General features: G+C 71.6%; 16 protein-coding genes and 1 tRNA gene. 13 read left to right on the forward strand and 4 right to left on the reverse strand.

Features of this window, described 5'->3' with window-relative positions; genetic code table 11:
* Positions 1–39 precede the first annotated feature (39 nt).
* Positions 40–1,614 (reverse strand): MFS transporter, encoded by a 1,575-nt coding sequence (locus ACFYNU_RS23890; RefSeq protein WP_356585204.1) that lies wholly within the window; start codon positions 1,612–1,614, stop codon positions 40–42.
* 357 nt (positions 1,615–1,971) lie between these two features.
* Here ACFYNU_RS23890 and ACFYNU_RS23895 point away from each other — a divergent pair, with 357 nt between their 5' ends.
* Positions 1,972–2,382, forward strand: coding sequence for an RNHCP domain-containing protein (locus tag ACFYNU_RS23895; protein ID WP_356585205.1), 411 nt, complete (start codon positions 1,972–1,974; stop codon positions 2,380–2,382).
* Positions 2,383–2,437: 55 nt separating this feature from the next.
* On the opposite strand, the gene ACFYNU_RS23900 is transcribed toward ACFYNU_RS23895, so the two are convergent.
* On the reverse strand, positions 2,438–3,169 hold the full coding sequence (locus tag ACFYNU_RS23900) for a helix-turn-helix domain-containing protein (protein ID WP_356585408.1): 732 nt from the start codon (positions 3,167–3,169) through the stop codon (positions 2,438–2,440).
* Positions 3,170–3,416: 247 nt separating this feature from the next.
* Between ACFYNU_RS23900 and ACFYNU_RS23905 the strand changes: the two genes are divergently transcribed.
* The 3 genes from ACFYNU_RS23905 to ACFYNU_RS23915 all read left to right on the forward strand — a co-directional run bounded on the left by ACFYNU_RS23905 (position 3,417) and on the right by ACFYNU_RS23915 (position 5,347).
* Positions 3,417–4,082 carry a DUF4097 family beta strand repeat-containing protein gene (locus ACFYNU_RS23905; RefSeq protein ID WP_356585206.1) on the forward strand — a complete coding sequence of 222 codons (666 nt, stop codon included), beginning with the start codon at positions 3,417–3,419 and terminating at the stop codon, positions 4,080–4,082.
* A gap of 69 nt (positions 4,083–4,151) precedes the next feature.
* Entirely contained in the window at positions 4,152–4,967 is an 816-nt protein-coding gene (locus tag ACFYNU_RS23910; RefSeq protein WP_356585207.1) for an alpha/beta fold hydrolase, read from the forward strand.
* A gap of 293 nt (positions 4,968–5,260) precedes the next feature.
* Positions 5,261–5,347: transfer RNA gene (locus tag ACFYNU_RS23915), tRNA-Cys, on the forward strand.
* A gap of 109 nt (positions 5,348–5,456) precedes the next feature.
* Here ACFYNU_RS23915 and ACFYNU_RS23920 read toward each other — a convergent pair.
* Both ACFYNU_RS23920 and ACFYNU_RS23925 read right to left on the reverse strand, forming a co-directional pair.
* Positions 5,457–6,401: an AraC family transcriptional regulator gene (locus ACFYNU_RS23920; RefSeq protein WP_356585208.1), complete on the reverse strand. Its 945-nt coding sequence runs from the start codon at positions 6,399–6,401 to the stop codon at positions 5,457–5,459.
* Between the two features lie 4 nt (positions 6,402–6,405).
* On the reverse strand, positions 6,406–7,311 hold the full coding sequence (locus ACFYNU_RS23925) for a phytanoyl-CoA dioxygenase family protein (protein WP_356585209.1): 906 nt from the start codon (positions 7,309–7,311) through the stop codon (positions 6,406–6,408).
* 249 nt (positions 7,312–7,560) lie between these two features.
* Between ACFYNU_RS23925 and ACFYNU_RS23930 the strand changes: the two genes are divergently transcribed.
* From ACFYNU_RS23930 to ACFYNU_RS23970, 9 genes are read left to right on the forward strand one after another with little or no spacing between them, the layout of a single operon-like run.
* Complete coding sequence (locus ACFYNU_RS23930) at positions 7,561–8,760, forward strand: LacI family DNA-binding transcriptional regulator (protein WP_356585210.1); 1,200 nt, start codon at positions 7,561–7,563, stop codon at positions 8,758–8,760.
* Positions 8,757–9,683, forward strand: coding sequence for an ABC transporter permease (locus tag ACFYNU_RS23935; protein WP_356585211.1), 927 nt, complete (start codon positions 8,757–8,759; stop codon positions 9,681–9,683). The genes ACFYNU_RS23930 and ACFYNU_RS23935 overlap by 4 nt, the downstream gene beginning before the upstream one ends.
* Positions 9,683–10,564 (forward strand): ABC transporter permease, encoded by an 882-nt coding sequence (locus ACFYNU_RS23940; RefSeq protein WP_356585212.1) that lies wholly within the window; start codon positions 9,683–9,685, stop codon positions 10,562–10,564. The genes ACFYNU_RS23935 and ACFYNU_RS23940 overlap by 1 nt, the downstream gene beginning before the upstream one ends.
* A 60-nt stretch (positions 10,565–10,624) precedes the next feature.
* On the forward strand, positions 10,625–12,166 hold the full coding sequence (locus tag ACFYNU_RS23945) for an ABC transporter substrate-binding protein (protein ID WP_356585213.1): 1,542 nt from the start codon (positions 10,625–10,627) through the stop codon (positions 12,164–12,166).
* Positions 12,163–13,200, forward strand: coding sequence for an ABC transporter ATP-binding protein (locus ACFYNU_RS23950; protein WP_356585214.1), 1,038 nt, complete (start codon positions 12,163–12,165; stop codon positions 13,198–13,200). Before ACFYNU_RS23945 ends, ACFYNU_RS23950 begins: the two co-directional genes overlap by 4 nt.
* Complete coding sequence (locus tag ACFYNU_RS23955) at positions 13,197–14,039, forward strand: ATP-binding cassette domain-containing protein (protein WP_356585215.1); 843 nt, start codon at positions 13,197–13,199, stop codon at positions 14,037–14,039. The genes ACFYNU_RS23950 and ACFYNU_RS23955 overlap by 4 nt, the downstream gene beginning before the upstream one ends.
* On the forward strand, positions 14,036–16,378 hold the full coding sequence (locus ACFYNU_RS23960; protein WP_356585216.1) for a trehalase family glycosidase: 2,343 nt from the start codon (positions 14,036–14,038) through the stop codon (positions 16,376–16,378). The genes ACFYNU_RS23955 and ACFYNU_RS23960 overlap by 4 nt, the downstream gene beginning before the upstream one ends.
* On the forward strand, positions 16,375–17,988 hold the full coding sequence (locus tag ACFYNU_RS23965; protein WP_356585217.1) for an FAD-dependent oxidoreductase: 1,614 nt from the start codon (positions 16,375–16,377) through the stop codon (positions 17,986–17,988). Before ACFYNU_RS23960 ends, ACFYNU_RS23965 begins: the two co-directional genes overlap by 4 nt.
* Positions 17,988–18,992, forward strand: a complete 1,005-nt coding sequence (locus ACFYNU_RS23970; RefSeq protein ID WP_356585218.1) for a dihydrodipicolinate synthase family protein — start codon at positions 17,988–17,990, stop codon at positions 18,990–18,992. Before ACFYNU_RS23965 ends, ACFYNU_RS23970 begins: the two co-directional genes overlap by 1 nt.
* Positions 18,993–19,053 lie beyond the last annotated feature (61 nt).

The following is a 19,053-nucleotide window of genomic DNA, read 5'->3' on the forward strand; positions in this document are numbered from 1 at the left end:
CGGCCGGAAGTCCCGGCCGACGCCAGACCGCGAGCGGTCCTAGGACGCCGCCGCCTGCTGTGCCCCGCCGGCCCGGGGGGACTTCCTGTTGATCATGACGGCGCCCACGACCGCGGCGGCGAGCAGGATGATCGCCGCCCATGTGATGGCCACGGTGAAGCCGTGCACCGTACCCGTGTTCACGATCCGGGTCCGGTCCGCCGGAGTCAGCGGGCCCTCGCGCGCCGCCGCCGCGAGATGACTGGTCAGATACGTCGCCGTGGCGGTGGTCGCGATCGTGTTGAGCAGCGACGTACCGATGGAACCGCCCACCTGCTGCGCGGTGTTGACCGTGGCGGAGGTGACTCCCGAGTCTCGGTTGGCGACCCCCATGGTGGCCGTCGAGATGACGGGCAGGAACGTCAGGCCGAGTCCGAAACCGAGCAGCAGGGTGCCCGGCAGGATGTGCCCCGCGTAGGTGGAGTGGATGTCGAGGAACGTCAGGGAGAACATACCGCCGGCGCTCAGCAGCAGCCCGGGGACCAGCAGGAAGCGCGGCGCCGTGAGGGGGAGCAGCCGGGCGGAGATCTGGGTCGAGCCGATGATGATCCCGGCGGACAGTGGGAGGAAGGCGAGACCGGCGCTCAGCGGCGAGTAGCCGAGGATGGTCTGTAGGAAGTACGTGAGGAACAGGAACGAGCCGAACAGGCCGATCGTCGCCATCGCCATCACGATGACCGAGCCGGCCCGGTTGCGCTCCCGGATGATGTGCAGCGGCAGCAGCGGGTTGGGAGACCTCCCCTGCCACCAGGTGAACGCGACGAGCAGGGCGACACCCACGCTCAGCACGGTGAGGACCTCGGTGGAGGTCCAGCCCTGCGGCTCGGCCCTGCTGAATCCGTACACGATCGCCACGAGACCCAGGCAGCCGAGCAGGACACCGGGGATGTCGAGATGCGCGCCCTTCGTCCCCGCCCGGTCCTTGAGCAGCGTCAGCGCGCCGATGACGGCGAGCAGGGCGATGGGCACGTTGACGTAAAGACACCACCGCCAGCTGAGCCATTCGGTGAGGATGCCGCCCATGAGCAGGCCGATGGCCGAGCCGCCGCCGGCGATGGCGCTGAAGATCCCGAACGCCTTGGCGCGGTCCTTGCCCGCGGGGAAGGTCGTGGTCAGCAGGGAGAGGGCGGACGGCGCGAGGAGGGCGGCGAAGGTGCCCTGGAGGGCGCGCGAGAGATAGAGCATCTCCTGACCGGCGGACGAGCCGCCGAGCGCGGAGGAGCCGGCGAAACCGATGAGGCCGATGATGAAGGTGCGCTTACGGCCCACGAGGTCGGCGACCCGGCCGCCGAGCAGCAGCAGACCACCGAAGGCCAGGGTGTACGCGGTGATCACCCACTGGCGGTTCCCGTTGCTGATGTGGAGGTCGCGCTGCGCGGAGGGAAGGGCGATGTTCACGATGGTCGCGTCGAGCACCACCATGAGCTGTGCGGTCGCGATGACGGCCAGGGCCCACCAGCGGTGTGTGTCGGGGGCGTCCGTCGTGGGGCCGGGGCCGGCGTCGTCGGTCTGCGAGTCGCTCGGTCTCTCGCTTCCCGTTCCGCCCGGCGGGTCAGGAATCGACGGATCACTCATCGGACTTCCTTCACAGTGGACCTCAGCTCACTATTCAGGTCAGAGAATCACAAATCGGACCACCTCGCCTTGAGTGAGGGGCCGGTCGGACCGGTCGGCGGCGGCCGTCGCCGACCGGGCGGCCCCAAAATCGGTTGCCCCGCACCCGCGCCACCGGTTCTCATGGCCCCGTACCGGCGGAACGCGACAAGGTGGGTGGGTTTATGTGTACGACGCGGACGGAACCGATCTCGTGATCGAGGTGGGTTCATCCCGGCGCTGAGTTCTACCGGTCGCCGAGTGGGACGAGCTCCCTCGGCGCGAGACGGACGTGAGATCCCCCGTCCTGCCCGCGTCTCCCGAGGAGTCGTACACAGCATGTCCCGTGACAACACGTCGCGTACCAAGAGATCCGGATCCCGCAACACCTCACGGCGCGCGCGTACCGAAGCGCGCGCCGAGTCCTTCCGCTGCCTTCAGTGCGGACTCGACGTGCCGATGAGTGCGCCCGGTACCGATCACCGCAACCACTGCCCGAACTGCCTGTGGAGCCGTCATCTCGACGACACCCCCGGCGACCGGCAGGCGGACTGCGGTGCCCGGATGGAGCCGCTCGCCATCTCCGTGCGCGGTGACGGCGAGTGGATACTCGTCCACCGCTGCACGCACTGCGGAGTGATCCACGCCAACCGCACGGCGGGCGACGACAACGCGCTCCCGCTGACCCGTCTTGCGGTACGCCCGCTGGCCCAACCGCCCTTCCCCTTCGAACGGTTGGGCAGCCTCTAGGGAGGTGCCTTCCGGACCGCCCCGGCCGCACCCGGCGCACGGTCGCGCGCCACGTTCACTCCTGTGGCGCGCGACCGCCGTCCGGGGTGTGGAGGACCTCGCGGGCCTGCTCGGCGGCGCGGGTGATGCTCTCGGAGATGAAGTCGAGGAAGCGGGCGATGTTCTCCAGCCGGTTGGCGGCGGGGGTGTGCGGGCCGAGAACGGCGACGCCCTGGCGGGCGGTCGCCACGAGCTGGTCGTGGGCCCGGGCGCCGGCGATCGTCGCCTGGTAGAAGAGTTCGTCGTCGACGACATAGCGGTCACGGCGGCGTTCGTCGCGTTCCCGGCGGACGAGACTCTGGCTCTCCAGGAACGTGATCGCCTTGGAGACGGACGCCGGGCTGATCCGCAGATGCCGGGCCAGTTCGGACGCGGTGAGGCTGCCCTCGTCGGTGGTGTACAGGCAGGTGAGCACCCGGGCCACCATCTTGCTCAGCCCCGAACCCATGAGGACGGCGGTGAGCGTCTCCTCGTACTCCGCCACGGCCTCGGCGTCGCGTCCGTGCGGCTGAGGGGTCGATTCCGGCCCTCGCGAGGCGGCGGGCTTGCGCCGGTGGGCGCGGCGTTCGGTGGCGCGGTGGGCCAGTTCGGCGCGGTAGGCGGAGGGGCCGCCGTTGCGCATCACCTCGCGCGTGACCGTCGAGGTCGGGCGGTCGAGGCCGCGGGCGATCTCGGCGTACGGGAGGCCGTCGGCCAGCCCCAGCGCGATCTGCCGGCGTTCCTGCTGGGTGAGTCTGCCTCCCGGCATCGCGATCTCCTTCGGTGGTCCCTCGGGCGGGTCGTCCCGCCGCCCCAGCGTAGCGTTCACTCCTCATTCATTGCAATGCTCGAAGTGTCGTTGTTGCGTTGACTGCTGAACCATTGCAACAGTTTCAAGTGTCTGACCTGCGTTGACGTCACCTCTATGCAACAAGGCCGTTGTCGGATTATGGAAAGCAACGTAGCGTTTCTGGTGTCGGAAAGAGCGAACAAACAACTGAGCACAGGAGTGCGCCATGCAGAAGTTCGAGACCACCGCCCCGATCTCCGCCGTCCTCGACATCGCCGCCGGACGCGTCCAGTTCATCGCCGCGGACCGCGCCGACACGACCGTCGACGTCCGCCCGGCCGACCCCGCCAAGAGCCGCGACACCAAGGCCGCCGAGCGGACCACCGTCGACTACGCCGACGGTGTCCTGCGCATCGCGACCCCGGCCGCCGACAAGCAACTCCTCGGCCCCACCGGGTCGCTGGAGATCACCGTCCAGCTGCCGGCCGGCTCCCGCGTCGAGGCCAGGGCCGGCGCCGCCGAACTCCGCGGCGTCGGACGCCTCGGCGACGTCGCCTTCGACGGCGCGTACCGGCAGATCAAGATCGACGAGGCCGCGAGCCTGCGCCTCAGCGCGGTCGACGGAGACATCGAGATCGGCCGACTGGGTGGCCCCGCGGAGATCAGCACCGCCAAGGGTGACATCCGGATCGCCGAGGCCGTGGGCGGCAGGGTCGTGCTGCACACCCAGTCCGGCGACATCTCGGTCACCGCCGCCCCCGGCGTCTCGGCCGCCCTCGACGCCGGCACCGCCCACGGCCGGGTCAGCAACGCCCTGAAGAACGACGGCGCCGCCGTCCTCGACATCCGTGCCACCACCTCGCACGGCGACATCACCGCTCGCAGCCTCTGAGGCATCCCGGTGCCCGGACACCCGGGCACCCGGCACCCGTAAGACATCCCACACGACCAGGAGCATCAGATGACGAAGAACACCCCTTCCCCGACCCGCTCGCAGTGGACCGGCACGGTGCCGGTCGAAGACACCGCCCTGGCCGTCACCGACACCGGCGGCCCCGGCGTCCCGATCGTGTACCTCAACGGCCAGTTCGCCACCCAGGGCTACTGGCGGCGCGTCATCGCCGAACTGGGGCCGGACTGGCGGCACATCACCTACGACGAACGGGCGCGCGGCAGATCCAAGCGGTCAGCGGACTACTCCTTCGAGGCCGCCGTCCGCGACGTCGACGCGGTCCTCGCGGCCCGGGGCGTCGACCGCGCGGTAGTGGTGGGCTGGTCCTACGGAGCGGTCGTCGGGGCGCACTGGGCGGCCCGCAACCCGGAGCGCGCCCTGGGCGCGGTCCTGGTCGACGGCGCGTTCCCGTACGACTGGCTCGACGAGGCCATGGAGCGGCGGATCCGGAAGCTGTTCCGGCGGATGAGCTGGTTCCTGCCGCTGCTGCGCCCGACCGGCCTGGCTCCGCGGATGACCGCCGCACAGCAGGCGGACAGCAACATCGAACTCGGCAGGCTCTCCCGCGAGCGTGAACTCGGCCCCGTACTGGACGGCATCACCGTCCCGGTGCGGTACGTGGTCGCCTCGGGGACGTCCTTCGGGAGCAAGGGCGACGAGCAGGAGCGGATACGCACCAGTCTGGACGCGGTGACCGCCGGCAACCCGAACATCCGGATCGGGGCGAAGGTCGCCAGCAGCCACGGCGCGCTGCTCAAGAAGGACTTCCCGGCCATCGCCGAGGTCGTCCGGGAGGTCGCCGCCCCCGACCACGGCGGGCACTGACGACCACGGCCGTGCCGGTCGCCCCACGGGCCACCGGCACGGCCTCGGCGACGTCGTGGTTCCGCGTACTCACCGTCTCGCTGAGGGACGCGGAGAGGACCACGGCGAGCCATCGCCGAAATTCGGATGAGGCGGCCGGCGGGTGTCGGTTACTGTCGTCCAAGTCCGGTCGGCAAGGGGCAGATTGGCCTTACGGGGCGGACACACAACTTCATACGCAGTACCTCCCGGTGCGTGGGCCGCGGCTACTTCTTGTGGTGAATTACGCCGCACACCGTTCTCTGATCTCGGGGGGACCTGCATCGGGGCGCCCGGTGCGCAGGCGACGGATACTTCTTTCTGCAAAAAAGGGGGACCCGGGTTCGAATCCCGGCGGTCCGGCTCCGGCCGGGCTGTGGTGCAGCGGCCGAGCATCCATGTCTCCGTCGCCGACTCCGATCTCGGGCGCTCCGATGCTGTCGTGCCACCGCGGGTGAGCCGCGTCGCCGTTCACCGACCCGTCCGGGACGGCGGCACCAGCGCCTGGAGCGCCGACAGCGCGCCGTTCGCGATCGGGGACGGCGGCGCCGCCTCCGGCGGGACGGCGCGGAAGGCGCTCGGGGAGAGCCCGTAGACCGCGCGGAAGCGCCGCGAGAAGTGGTACGCGTCGGCGAAACCGCACTGGACGGCGATGGCCTGGAGCGACAGGTTGCTCAGCCACAGCAGCGGCTCGGCCCGCGCCAGCCGGAGCCGTTCCAGCCCTTCGACGGGGCTGACGCCGAGTTCGCGCCGGCAGATACGGCACAACGTGCTCTCCGAGACTCCCGCCGCCCGCGTCAGCCGCTCCAGGCTGAGCGGCCTGGCCACCCCGTCGGCCCAGTGGTCGCGGACCGCGGCCATCATGGCGACCAGCGGTTCGGGCAGGGGGTACGCGCCGGTCTCGGGGCCGGGGCCGTACGCGAAGGTGAGAAGCAGCAGCCGCAGGGTCTCCTCGGCGTGCCGCTCCCAGCCCGCCGGGCGCGCCGCGCCGAGACTCAGCAGGTACTGGCAGAGGGCGGCCATCGGATCGCCCCGTCCCGTCAGATCGCGGACGACGGGCCAGCCGGAGTCGTCGGGGACCCGGGTGCCGCGCGCGGCGGGAGGCAGCCGGAAGTGTGTGTAGGCGTGCCGGGTCGGCCGCTGGGTGTCCCAGTGGAAGGTGTCGCGCATACCGGGCCGGACGAGCAGCAGCGCGCCGGCCGTCAGCGGAACGGTCAGCTCCCCGCAGACCCAGCGGGCACTGCCGTGCAGCAGCCACACGAACTCGTACGTGCCCGCGTCCCTCGGACCGAAGACCGACCCCGGCGGATAGTCCGCGACCGCGGGCCCGAGCCGGGCGACGAGGGTGGGCGCCAGGTCGGGGACGAGGGGAGGCGCGGGGGCGGCGGTGAGTGCGGGAGTGAGTGTGTCCGTCATGGCCTCACCTGTCGCAGCCCCCGGACCTGTCGCGCCGCACCCGGGGCGTACGGATGTCGGTGACGCCCTTGTACGCGTACGGGTCGCTGCCCGCGACCAGCACCACGTCCCGGAAGTCGGCCTGGGCCATGGGCTGTTCGGCCTCCGGGAGCGTCCACGGCAGCAGGGACGAGGCACTCATGTAGTGGTTGACCAGGGCCCGTCGCAGGCCCCGCCGACCGGTGTTGGGCAGCGACTTGTGGAGCAGATGGCCGTTGAACAGGAGCACCGAGCCGGCGGCGATCTCGACCGGCACGGCGTCGGCCTCGTCGTACGGAAAACCGTAGGACTCGACCGTGCAGTCGTAACGGGCGTCGTCGTGCTCGCGGTTGGGGTAGATCACGCCCGCCCTGTGCGAACCCGGCAGGACCCACAGACAGCCGTTGTCGACGGTCGCGTCGTCCAGGGCGAGCCAGGCGGCGGTCAGCGAGCGGTCCCGGGTGGGGATGAACATCTCGTCCTGGTGCCACGCCTGGCCCGGCTTGCCCTCGGACTTGACGAAGAGCATCGACTGCATCGACTTGATGTCGGGTCCGATCACCTCGGTCAGCGGTCCGACGATCGCGGGATGGCGCGTGGTGTCGAGCATGAGCGCCGACAGCTTGTGCGGATAGTGCACGCACAGGAATCTGCGGACGGTGTCGTCGTCGCTCTCGCCCGCGACCGGCGGCAGCGCTCCCTCGACGACGCCCCGCTCGCCCCGGCAGATCCGCAGGGTCTCCGCGCGCAGCTCCGCCACCTCGTCCGGGGTCAGGGCGCCCGGCAGCACGGCGTAACCGTCCTGGTCGAAGCGGGACCTCAGGCCGTCGGCCGCAGTGGGCGCGGGGGGCGGTTCGCTCCGGCTGTTCTCCACCGTCGTGCGGCCATTCATCGAATTCCCCTTTTCCACCGGGACACCGGATCACGGTGGATCGCGGTGATGCATTCGATGTTCCTGAATTTCGATGTTCTGTGCCATGGCTCGCCCATGCGTACGGATGGCGAATCCTGTCACATCGAGTGATTCGCAGCATCCACGAGAAACAGGTCGGACAAACACGGTTCACGAGTCTTGACGCGTTTCGCGCCGCCCGAGTAGCGTCTTGCGGCACTTGCTAATACGTATTAGTTGGGAGCGTTCATGGCCCCTCCCGAGCGGCGTCGACGGTCCACCCAGCGGGACATCGCCCAACGCACCGGCGTTTCCCAGGCAACTGTGTCGTTGGTGATAAGCGGGGGCGCGGCCAGTGCCCAGATCGCGGAATCGACCCGCCGGGCCGTGCTCGCCGCGGCCGACGAAATGGGCTACACGGCCAATGTCGCCGCGCGCAGTCTGAAAGGCGGCCGGAATCGGCTGCTCGGGCTCTACACCTTCGAATCGGTGTTCCCCACCGATCGGCGCGATTTCTACTACCCCTTTCTGCTCGGAGTGGAGGAGGAGGCGGCGCGGCAGGGCTACGACCTGCTGCTGTTCAGTTCGACCGGCACGGGCAGGGACGCGGCCCGCGTCGGCCCGCGCGGCTCGGGTGAATCCGGCACCGGGGCCGCCGAACGGTCGATCTACGTCGGCGGCTCCAACCGGCTGAAGATCGCGGACGGTTGCGTCCTGCTCGGCAGGAACGTCCGGCGCGAGGAGTTGTCGGCACTGGTCCGGGAGGACTTCCCGTTCGTCTTCGTCGGACGCCGTGAGGTGGACGACGGGGAGCTGTCCTACGTGGCGGCCGACTATGTCGCGGCGACCGGCGCGCTCGTCGCCGAGCTGGCACGGCTGGGGCACCGCCGGATCCTGTATCTGCGGGCCCTGGAGGACAGCGAACCCACCAGGGACCGTGAGGAGGGCTACCGGCGCGGGCTGGCCGAGGCCGGCATCGTCCCCGACGACGCGCTGATCCGGACACTGGCCGATCCGGCGGAACTCTCGGTCGAGCGGGTGGAGGAGTGGATCGCCGGGCTCGGGATCACCGCGCTGCTGGTCGAGCCGACCGAGGACGACCGGCTCACCGAGGCGCTGGCGACGATGGCCGGTACCCGACGGGTGCGGTTCCCGGAGGACTGTTCGCTGGCGCTGCTCGGCGATCCACCGTCCTGGACACCGGAGTCCCGGGACTGGACGCGGTTCTCGCTGCCCCGCGCCCAGATGGCCGGCCAGGCCGTACGCGTACTGATCGAACTCCTCGACCAGGAGACCCACGAGCCGCGACAGCTGACGGTGCCCTGCGCGTACGTACCGGGCGACTCGATCGGGCCCGTGCCGGCGAGCCGCGCCGTCCCCGACCCCGCCCCCGCCCCCGACTTTGACCCCGACCCCGACTCCGCATCCGACGGGAGACCGGTCACATGATCCGTATGGTCGTGCAACGGCTGCTCATCGGAGTCTTCGTGATGTGGGGCGCCGCCTCGCTGATCTTCCTCATCGTCCGCGCCGCGCCCGGCGACCCCGCGACCGTACTGCTCGGCCCGGACGCCGACCGGAGCCAGATCCGGCAGCTGCGCGAATCCCTCGGACTCGACCGCTCACTCGGCGCCCAGTACCTCAGCTATCTCGGCGATGTCTCCCGGCTCGACTTCGGGGAGTCGCACCGGCTCGGCCGACCCGCGATGGACGCGGTGCTCGACCGGCTGCCCGCCACCATCGACCTCACGCTCACCGCCACCGTGACCGCGGTGCTGGTGGGGCTCACCCTCGGCATGCTGGCCGGCGGCCGGCCGGGCGGCGCGCTGGACCGGGTGGTCTCGGCCTGCACGATCGCCCTCCAGTCGTTCCCCACCTTCTGGATCGGCATCATGCTGGTGCTGGTCTTCGCGCTCGGGCTGGGCCTGCTGCCCAGTTCAGGGGTGGGTACGCCGCAGCATCTGGTGCTCCCGGCCCTCACGCTCGCGTTCCCGTTCATCGCGATCATCGCCCGGCTGACCCGGACCAGCGTCGTGGAGACGATGCGCGAGGGCTACGTCCAGACCGCGCGTTCCAAGGGGCTGACCGAGCGTCAGGTGCTGCTCGGCCACGCGCTGCGCAACTCGCTGATCCCCGTCGTCACCGTGGTGGGCGTCCAGGTCGGCGCGCTGGTCGGCGGCGCGGTCATCGTCGAGAACGTCTTCGCCTGGCCCGGCCTCGGATCGCTCGTGGTGGACGCCGTGGCCAACCGCGACTACGCCGTCGTCCAGGGCGTCACGCTCCTGATCGCCGGCGTCGTCGTCGTACTCAATCTGATCGCCGACCTGCTCATCGCCCAACTGGATCCGCGCATCCGGACGGGAGCCGTCTGATGGCCGACATCGCCGCCGCCCCCGAAGAGTTGGTGAAGGCCGCCCCGGCACGGGCGCCGCGCCGGCTGCTCGCCCGTTTCCCCTTTCTGGTCGTGGGCCTCTATCTGCTGGTGGCCCTCGTCGGCCCGCTGCTCATCGACTACGACCCGGTGCACACGTCCCTGGAGGACCGGCTGCTGGCTCCCGGCTCCGAGACGTCCACGGGCGGGACGGCCTGGTTCGGCACGGACGGCCTCGGCCGTGACGTCCTCGCCCAGATCGTCTACGGGGCCAGGACGTCCGTGCTCATCGGTGTGTCGACGGTCGCGATCTCCTGTCTCGTCGGGGTCGTTCTCGGCGCCGTCGCCGGCTACTTCCGCGGCGGCGTCGACGCCGTACTGGCGCGGGTCTTCGACATCCTGCTGGCGTTTCCCGCGATCCTGCTGGCGATCGTCATCGCCGGCGCTTTCGAACGCAGCGTCCTGCTGGTCGTCGTCGCCCTCTCGGCGACCGGCTGGATCACCTTCGCCCGAGTCACGCGCGGCGTCGCGCTCACCATCAGGGAACGGCCCTGGGTCGACGCCGCGCGGGTGCTCGGCGTGCCGGGCCGGTCGGTCCTCGCCCGGCACGTACTCCCGTTCACGGCGGGGCCGATCGTCGCGCTCGCCACCCTCGAATTCGCCCTGGTGGTACTGGCGGAGGCGGGGCTCAGCTTCCTCGGTATCGGACTGCCCGCATCGACCGTGTCGTGGGGGCAGACGATCGCGAACGGCAAGGAGTACCTCGAAGGGCAGTGGTGGATCTCCACCCTGCCCGGCATCGCCCTGTCCTTCCTGATCATCAACGTCGGCATTCTCGGCGACCAGCTCACCGCCCGCTACCGGCGTGGCCGTACGGACTGAACCGCGCGAATCCTCTCGACCCGCTCCGACCGACCCTCGTTCCCAGACAGGAGCACCACCATGACCAAGACGCGCGCGTACGGGCGAAGCCGGCTGCTCCGGCTCGCCGCCACCGCCACCGCGGGCGCGGCGCTCCTCGCCGCCTGTTCGACGACATCGGGCGGCGACGACGCGGACGCCTCCGGCGCCTCGGGCGACGTGACGGCCGCCGGCACCTACCCGATCGAGAGCCTGGACCCGCACGGCGCCCAGGGCGCCTCCACCGGCACCCAGCTGGCCGGGCAGGAGATCTTCAGCCGACTCGTGAAACCCGACCCGGACGGCACGCTCAAGGGCGACCTCGCCACCTCCTGGAAGCCCGACAAGTCCGTCACCGCCTGGACGTTCACGCTGCGCGACGGTCTCACGTTCTCCGACGGCTCCCCGCTCGACGCCGACGACGTCGTCGCCTCGTTCCGGCGGATGATCGACCTGAACGGCCCCAACGCGGGCAACTTCCCGGGCTACACGATGAAGAAGACCTCAACCACCGAAGTCGTCCTCGGCAGCCCGGCACCCGACGCGTCCGTCCCCGGGAAGCTCGGCACCTTCTACGTCATCCCCTCCGACGTCGGCAAGGACGACACCGCCTACTTCAACCACCCGGTCGGCTCGGGCCCGTTCACCGTCGACGCCTTCACCCCCGGTGAGTCGCTGGTCCTGGTGCCCAACAAGAAGTACGCGGGCGACAAGCCGGCGCTGCGCCGGGTCACCGTACGGAACATCCCCGAGCTGTCGGCCCGGATGACGGCGCTGCGCACCGGCGAGGTGGACATACTGTGGGGGATCCCGGACGACCAACTGGCCTCGCTGAAGGGCGAGAAGAACCTCACGGTGCGGACGGTGCCCAGCAGCGCCGAGTTCACCATGTGGTTCAACTCCTCGACCCCCGCGCTCAAGGACGCCAAGGTGCGCAAGGCGATCTGGCAGGCGGTCGACTTCAAGACGATCATCGACAAGCTCTACCCGGAGACGGGCAAGCCGGCGGACGCGCCCGTGACGAGCGTCGTCCTCGGCCATGTGCCGCAGCCGCCGGTGGCGTACGACGCGGCAGCCGCCAAGTCGGCACTCACCGACGCCGGCTTCGACTTCTCGAAGAAGCTGCGGCTCCAGTTCGCCAACGCCGAGTTCCGGCCGTTCATCCAGGCCGTCGTCTCCGACCTCCAGAAGATCGGCGTGCGGGCGGACCCGCTGGAGAAGGAACAGGCCACCTTCACCGAGGACCTGATCGCGCTGAAGTGGGACATCAACTTCCAGCAACTCGCCACACCGAGCTACGACGCCGCCAGCAATCTCGGCCGCCTCTACACCTGTGAGGCCAACCGGAACGGCTACTGCAACAAGGAACTGGACGGTCTGCTGGCATCGGCCGGAGCCACCGCCGACAAGCAGAAGCGCACGGACCTCTACGGCCGGGCGTCCGCGATCATCTGGCGCGACGCCGTCGGCATGTACCCGATGTCGGTGAGCATCGCGTACGCCTGGAACAGCGACCTGACGGGCTTCGCCCCCGACGCCAGCGGTCTGCCGGACTTCGCGACCGTACGGACCGGTGGCTCATGACCCCGGCCGGCACCGCACGCGAGCACGGAGACACCAAGCCGCCCCCGGCGCCTGCGGTCGACGGCCCGCCGCTGCGGATCGAGGACCTGGTGGTGGAACTGCCGGGGCCCCACGGCGCCCGGGTAAGGGCGGTGGACGGGGTCTCCTTCGACGTGCCGCGCGCCACCACCGTGGGACTGATCGGCGAGTCGGGCAGCGGAAAGACGATGACCGCGCAGGCGATCCTGGGCCTGCCGCCCGAGGGCGCCACCCTGACGGGCCGGCTGCTGTGGCACGGCGAGGACCTGATCGCGGCCGACGCGGCACGGCGCCGGACGGTACGCGGCCGGGAGATCGCGATGATCTTCCAGGACCCGCTCGCCGCGCTCAACCCGACCCAGCGGATCGGCCGTCAGGTCGGCGAGATCCCGCGCCGCGACGGTCTCCCGCGCGCCGAGGTACGCCGCCGGGTCGTCGAACTCCTCGACCGGGCCGGTGTGCCCGATCCGGCCCGGCGGATGCGTGCCTACCCGCACGAGCTGTCCGGCGGACTGCGCCAACGCGCCATGATCGCACTGGCGTTGGCCGGCCGGCCCGCGCTCCTGCTCGCCGACGAGCCCACCACCGCGCTCGACGTCACCGTGCAGTCCCGCATCCTGCGGCTCCTCGCCGACATCCAGGCCGCCGACGGACTGGCGATGCTGCTGGTCAGCCATGACCTGCGGGTCGTGTCGCACGTCGCGCGGCGGGTGGTGGTGATGTACGCGGGCCGGGTCTGCGAGCACGGGCCCGCCCGCGACGTACTGCGCCGGCCCGCCCATCCGTACACCGCCGCCCTGGTACGCAGCGTGCCCGCCGTCCGGACCCGTACCGCGCTCGCCGACCCGCTGCCCGGCGCCCCGGCGACACCCGCGAACCGGCCGGCGGGCTGCGCCTTCCATCCGCGCTGCCCGCTGGCCCGAGCCCGGTGCCGCGACGAGGTGCCGGAGGTACGGGAGGTGGCGCGGGGGCGCCGGAGCGCCTGTCACTTCGCCGAGGAGGTGCTGGGGTCATGAGCGCGGAGGAAGGGCAGGGGCGACTCCTCGATGTGCGTGACCTGCGGGTCAGTTACGGCGGGCGGGGGATCGGCCGCCGGGGCGGTCCGCCCGCCGTGGACGGCGTGAGCCTGTCGGTGGCGCCCGAGGAGACACTCGGTCTGGTGGGCGAGTCGGGCTCCGGCAAGACGACCCTGGCGCGGTGCGTGGCGGGACTCTTGCGGCCCGATGCCGGGACACTCACCTTCGACGGCCGGCCGCTCGGCCGTGCGGGGCGCCGGCCGCCGGAGTTGCAGCGCGCCGTGCAGATGGTGTTCCAGGATCCGCGCTCGTCGCTGAACCCGCGCATGACGGTCGCCTCGATCATCGCCGAGGTCTGGAGCACCCACCCGGTCACCGCCCCCGAGGGCGACCGCACCGAGGCGCTGCACCGGCTGCTGGCCGACATGGGGCTCGATCCCGAGGTCGCGTCACGGCGGGCCGGCGACCTGTCGGGCGGTCAGTGCCAGCGGGTCAGCATCGCCAGGGCGCTGGCGGTACGGCCCCGGCTGCTGGTGTGCGACGAGGCGGTGTCGGCGCTCGATGTGTCCGTCCAGGCCCAGATCCTGCGGCTGCTGGCCGATCTGCGCGCCAAGTACCGGCTCGCGATGCTCTTCATCTCCCACGACCTGGGGGTGGTGCACCAGATCGCCGACCGGGTGGCGGTGATGCACCGGGGCGTTCTTGTGGAGGAGGGCAGGACCGGCGACGTACTGACCGCGCCGCGTCACGCGTACACCCGGGCGCTGCTGGACGCGGCGCTGGACCTGGACGACTCCGTGCCGGGCGACGGCACCACCGACGACAAGGCGGTCGTATGAGCGAGAGCCGTGTGAGCCGGAGCGCCATGAGCCGGAGCGGTACGAGCCGGAGCGGTACGAGCCGGGACCGTGGCGGCGGGAGCCGTACGAACGGGACGCGGGCCACCACCGGAACACCGGCGCCGACCGGCTGGAACACCTGGGACGTCCGCACCCACACCGGTATGAGCGCGCTGCCGTCCGGGCCCCGCGTGCGCTTCGGCGTGCTCGGCCCCGACGGGCCGGTGCTCGACGGCTTCACCTGGCGCGACGGACTTGAGCGGCTGGGGCCGCACACCGTGGACGGCTCCTTCGCCGAGGTGACGGTACGGGCGGCGGGCCACCGGCTGCGGCTGGTGTTCGCGGGCGGACCGGGCGATGTCCTGCACGCCCGCGCGGAGTGCGCGGGCGGTGCGGTGCTGTCCGTGGAGGGCCTGGACGGCGTGGCGGAGGAAGCGGGCCCGGCCGGGGCGGTCGCCACCGTCCTTGTGGGCGGCGTCCGTTGGACGGTCGCCACCTCGTCACCGGCCCGCCGGCTCGACGGACCGGCGCACACGTTGGTGCTGGCGTTCGAGCCCGGAGCGGTGGACCTGTGCGTCGCGCCGGAGCAGGTGCCTGAGACGGTCGAACGGACGGCCGAACGGACGGCAGGGCGGACGGTCGCGGAGACCGGCGCCGTACTCGCGGCGCGCCGTACCGAGTCCGACCGGACCCGGCTGCGGTCCGGCGGCTGGCTCGGCGCCGCCGCCGACGCCCTGACCAGGGCCGTCACCTGGAACACCATCTACGCGCCGGACATCGACCGGGTGCTCACCCCGACGTCACGGGACTTCGTCAGCGCCGAGCGCAAGGGCTTCTACGGCACCTGGGCCCTGCACGCCTGGGACACCTTCTTCACGGGCCTCGCCGCCTCCGCCGTCGACCGGGACTACGCGCGCGGGGTGTTCGGGCAGATCCTCCCGTACGCCGACGACGCCGGCATGATCCCGAACCGGATCTCCGACGACGGGGGCCGCACCGACGACCGGTCGCAGCCGCCCGTCGGCGCGCTGACGGTGTATCAGGCGTATCTGGCGGGCGGCCTGTCGCCCGCCACCCGCGACACGGCGCTGCTGACGGAGACCTACCCGGCGCTGCTGGCCTGGCACGACTGGTGGCCCCGGGCGCGGCGGGGGCCGCACGGGCTGCTCGCCTGGGGCTCCGACCCGATCGCGGACGACCCCGCGTCGGCGACCCTGGACCGCGCCAAACGCGAGTCGGGACTGGACGATTCGCCGATGTACGACGAGTCGCTGTACGACCCGGCGACCCGCACCATGGACCTCGCCGACGTCGGACTGAACGCCCTGCACATCGCCGACGCCGAGGCCCTGGCGGCGATCGCCGACATCCTGGGGGAGCCCGCCACGGCCGGCCGGCTGCGCGCGGAGGCCGCCACGGCGAGGACGGTCTGCGACCGGCTGCTGTGGGACACCGAGGCGGGCGGCTACCGCAATCTCACGGCGACGGGCGTCCACGATCCGCATGTCTCGCCGACGATGCTGTACGCGCTCCTCGCCGGACTGCCGGACCCCGGGCGGGCGGCGGGCACGGCCGCCGAACTGCTGCGGCCCGAAGCGCTCGGCGGCGTACGGCCCCTGCCCAGCGTCGCCCGGAACGACCCCGGCTTCGCGGCGACGTACTGGCGCGGCCGGATCTGGGCACCGATGGCGTACCTCGCCGTACGGGGTCTGCGGCGGTACGAGCTGACCGGGCTGAGCCGGCCCGTGGTGGGGGCGCTGCTGCGGCTGTTTCTCGACGAATGGCGGGAGCACGGCCACGTCAGGGAGAACTATCCGGCCACCGACGGGGAGAATCTGACGGGTCTTCAGAAGCGTTCGGACGGGCTGATGGCCTGGGGAGGTCTGTTGGCATACCTCGCGTTCGGTGAACTGGCCGACGCGCGCCCGGACGGCTGGCGGTTCGCGCACCCGGGCGAGAGCGCCGAGCTGTGCAACCTGCCGCTCGGCGACGGCCGGCTCGACATCCGCGCGGCCGACCGGCTCACCGTCGCCCTGGACGGTCGGACCCTGCTGGACATGGCCCCCGGCGTCGTCGTACGGGGCTACCGGCTGACGGCCGACCGGGTCACCGGGATCGCCGAGGGCGCCGGTGACCTGCTCGTCACACCGCCGGGCGGCGGCCCGCCGGTACCGATGGACCTACGGGGCGACGGTCCCCGGAGCTTCGCGTTCGGCCCGCGCGGGGGGCGGGCCCAACGCGAAGCTCCGGCCGCGTCCGAGCCGAGCACGTCCGATCCGAGTACGACGACCGCACGTACGCACGCCGACACCAACGCACCCGAGGGGAGCGGCATATGAGCGCGGACACGGCGACAGAAACGGACATCCTCGTCGTCGGCGGGGGCCTCGGCGGGGTGGCCGCCGCGCTGGCCGCCCTCGACCGGGGGCGGTCGGTCCTCCTGACCGAAGAGACCGACTGGATCGGCGGCCAGCTCACCAGCCAGGGCGTACCGCCCGACGAGCACGCCTGGATCGAGCAGTTCGGCGCCACCCGCACCTACCGCGCGCTGCGCGACGCGATCCGCGACCACTACCGGACCTGGTACCCGCTCACCGACGAGGCCAGGCGGCGCCGCCATCTCAATCCGGGCGAGGGGCGGGTCAGCGCGCTGTGCCACGAGCCCAGGGTCGCCGCCGCCGTACTCCAGGCCATGGTCGCGCCGTACGTGTCTGCCGGGCGGCTGCGGATCCTGTACGGGCACCGGCCGGTGGCCGCGTCCGTCGAGGCGGACCGGGTACGGTCCGTGCTCGTCGAGGGCCCGGACGGTACGCGGACCGAGGTGTCCGCGCCGTACGTCCTGGACGCGACGGAACTCGGCGATCTGCTGCCGCTGACCGGCGCCGAGTATGTGACGGGGTTCGAGTCACGCCGGGACACGGGGGAGCCGAGCGCGCCCGACGAGGCGCAGCCCGCCAACATGCAGGCGTTCTCCTGGGTGTTCGCCGTCGACCATCTGGCGGGTGAGGACCACACCGTCGACCGGCCGGCCGGTTACGACGCCTGGGCGGCGTACCGGCCTCCGCAGTGGCCGAACCGGCTGCTGTGCCTCAGCGCGCCCGATCCCAGGACCCTGGAGACCGTCCCGCGCGGCTTCACACCGAACGCCGACTCCGGGCCGGTGGTCGCCGACCAGAGCAAGGACGCGGGCGACAAGGAGCTGTGGCAGTTCCGCCGGGTGGTCTCGCGGAAGCTCTACCGGCCCGGCTTCGTCAGGAGCGATGTCACGATCGTCAACTGGCCGATGATCGACTATCTGCCCGGACCGCTGATCGGGGTGGACGACAAGGAGCGGGACCGGCATCTGGCCGGGGCCCGTGAGCTGAGCATGAGCATGCTGTACTGGCTCCAGACCGAGGCACCCCGCCCCGACGGCGGCACCGGCTGGCCCGGCCTGCGGCTGCGCGGCGATGTGTTCGGTACGGCCGACGGGCTGGCCAAGGCCCCGTACATCCGTGAGTCACGCCGGATCGTCGCCCGCCGCCGGATCGTCGAACAGGACCTGTCACTGACCGTCCGGGGCGAACAGGGCGCGGTGCGCTACCCGGACTCCGTCGGCATCGGGATGTACCGGATCGACCTGCACCCGTCGACCGGCGGCGACACCTACATCGACGTCGCGAGCAGCCCCTTCCAGATCCCGCTGGGCGCCCTGCTGCCCGTGCGGCTGCGGAATCTGCTGCCCGTGTGCAAGAACATCGGAACCACCCACATCACCAACGGCTGTTACCGGCTGCACCCCGTCGAGTGGAACATCGGCGAGGCCGCCGGCTCGCTCGCGGCGTACTGCCTCGACAACCGGCTCGACATGGAGCAGGTGTACGAGGACGGCGAGTCGCTGCGCCGCTTCCAGGACGAACTCACGCGCGCCGGGGTCGAACTGGCCTGGCCCGAGGTCAAGGGGTACTGATGGGCAGTCAGGGCAGCGGTGTCGAAGGAGAGAGACGGCTCGAAGGAGAGGGACGGCCCGACGGGCGCCCGGGGGACGGCCGGGCGCCACGGGCCGACGGCCGGGCGCTGCTGGCCGGGGTCGTGGTCCCGTTGATCACACCGATGGACCGGCCGGGCCGGCCCTCCGCCCCCGCCGCCGACGCCCTGCTGAGCGCCTTGGCGGCGGCGGGAGCACGCGGCCTCATGCTCTTCGGCAGCAACGGCGAGGGACCACTGCTGCCGACGGCCCAACTCGGCGACTTCACCGCCGGGGTGACCGAGCGCTGGCGCGAACTGACCGGCGACGGGCCGGTGTTGGTCAACATCACAGCCCCCGGCACCACCGAGGCGCTGGCCCGCGCGGAAACGGTCCTGCCCGCCGCGCCGGACGCGCTCGTACTCAGCCCGCCCATCTACTACCACCACCGGCACGACGAGATCGTCGCCCACTACGCGGCCACCGCCGACCTCGGCGTGCCCGTCGTCGCCTACAACGCCCCCCGCTACAGCAACCCGCTGACGCCCGCCCTGCTCGACGAACTGACCGGCCTGGCACACCTCGTGGGCATCAAGGACAGCTCGGGCGACCTCACCCTGTTCGGCCATGCCCTCACGGCGGCCCGCCGTCGCGACGACTTCGGCGTCAGCCAGGGCGCGGAGGGACAGGCACTCGACGCGCTGCGGCTCGGCGCCGACGGGCTGGTCCCCGGTGTGGCGAATCTGCTGCCCGGCACGGCGGTCGAGCTGTTCCGGGCCCACCGCGCGGGACGGCACGACGACGCCCGGCGCGCGCAACAACTGATCGACGAGGCGCTGGCGCTCCACACCGTACGGCCCGGTGTGCCGGCGGTGAAGGCCGTCCTGTCCGCACGCGGGCTGTGCCCGCCCCATGTCGCCGCGCCGTTCACCCCGTGCTCGGAGGCGGAGCGGCGGGCGCTGCTCGACCTGCTCGCCCCGCTCGACGCCCATCTCATACGCGCCTGATCCGGTACCTGCCCGATGCACCCGCGGGTGACCGGGACCGTACGCCCCGGTCCGGACCACA

The organism is Streptomyces sp. NPDC006643 (assembly GCF_042870175.1).
Lineage (GTDB): Bacteria > Actinomycetota > Actinomycetes > Streptomycetales > Streptomycetaceae > Streptomyces.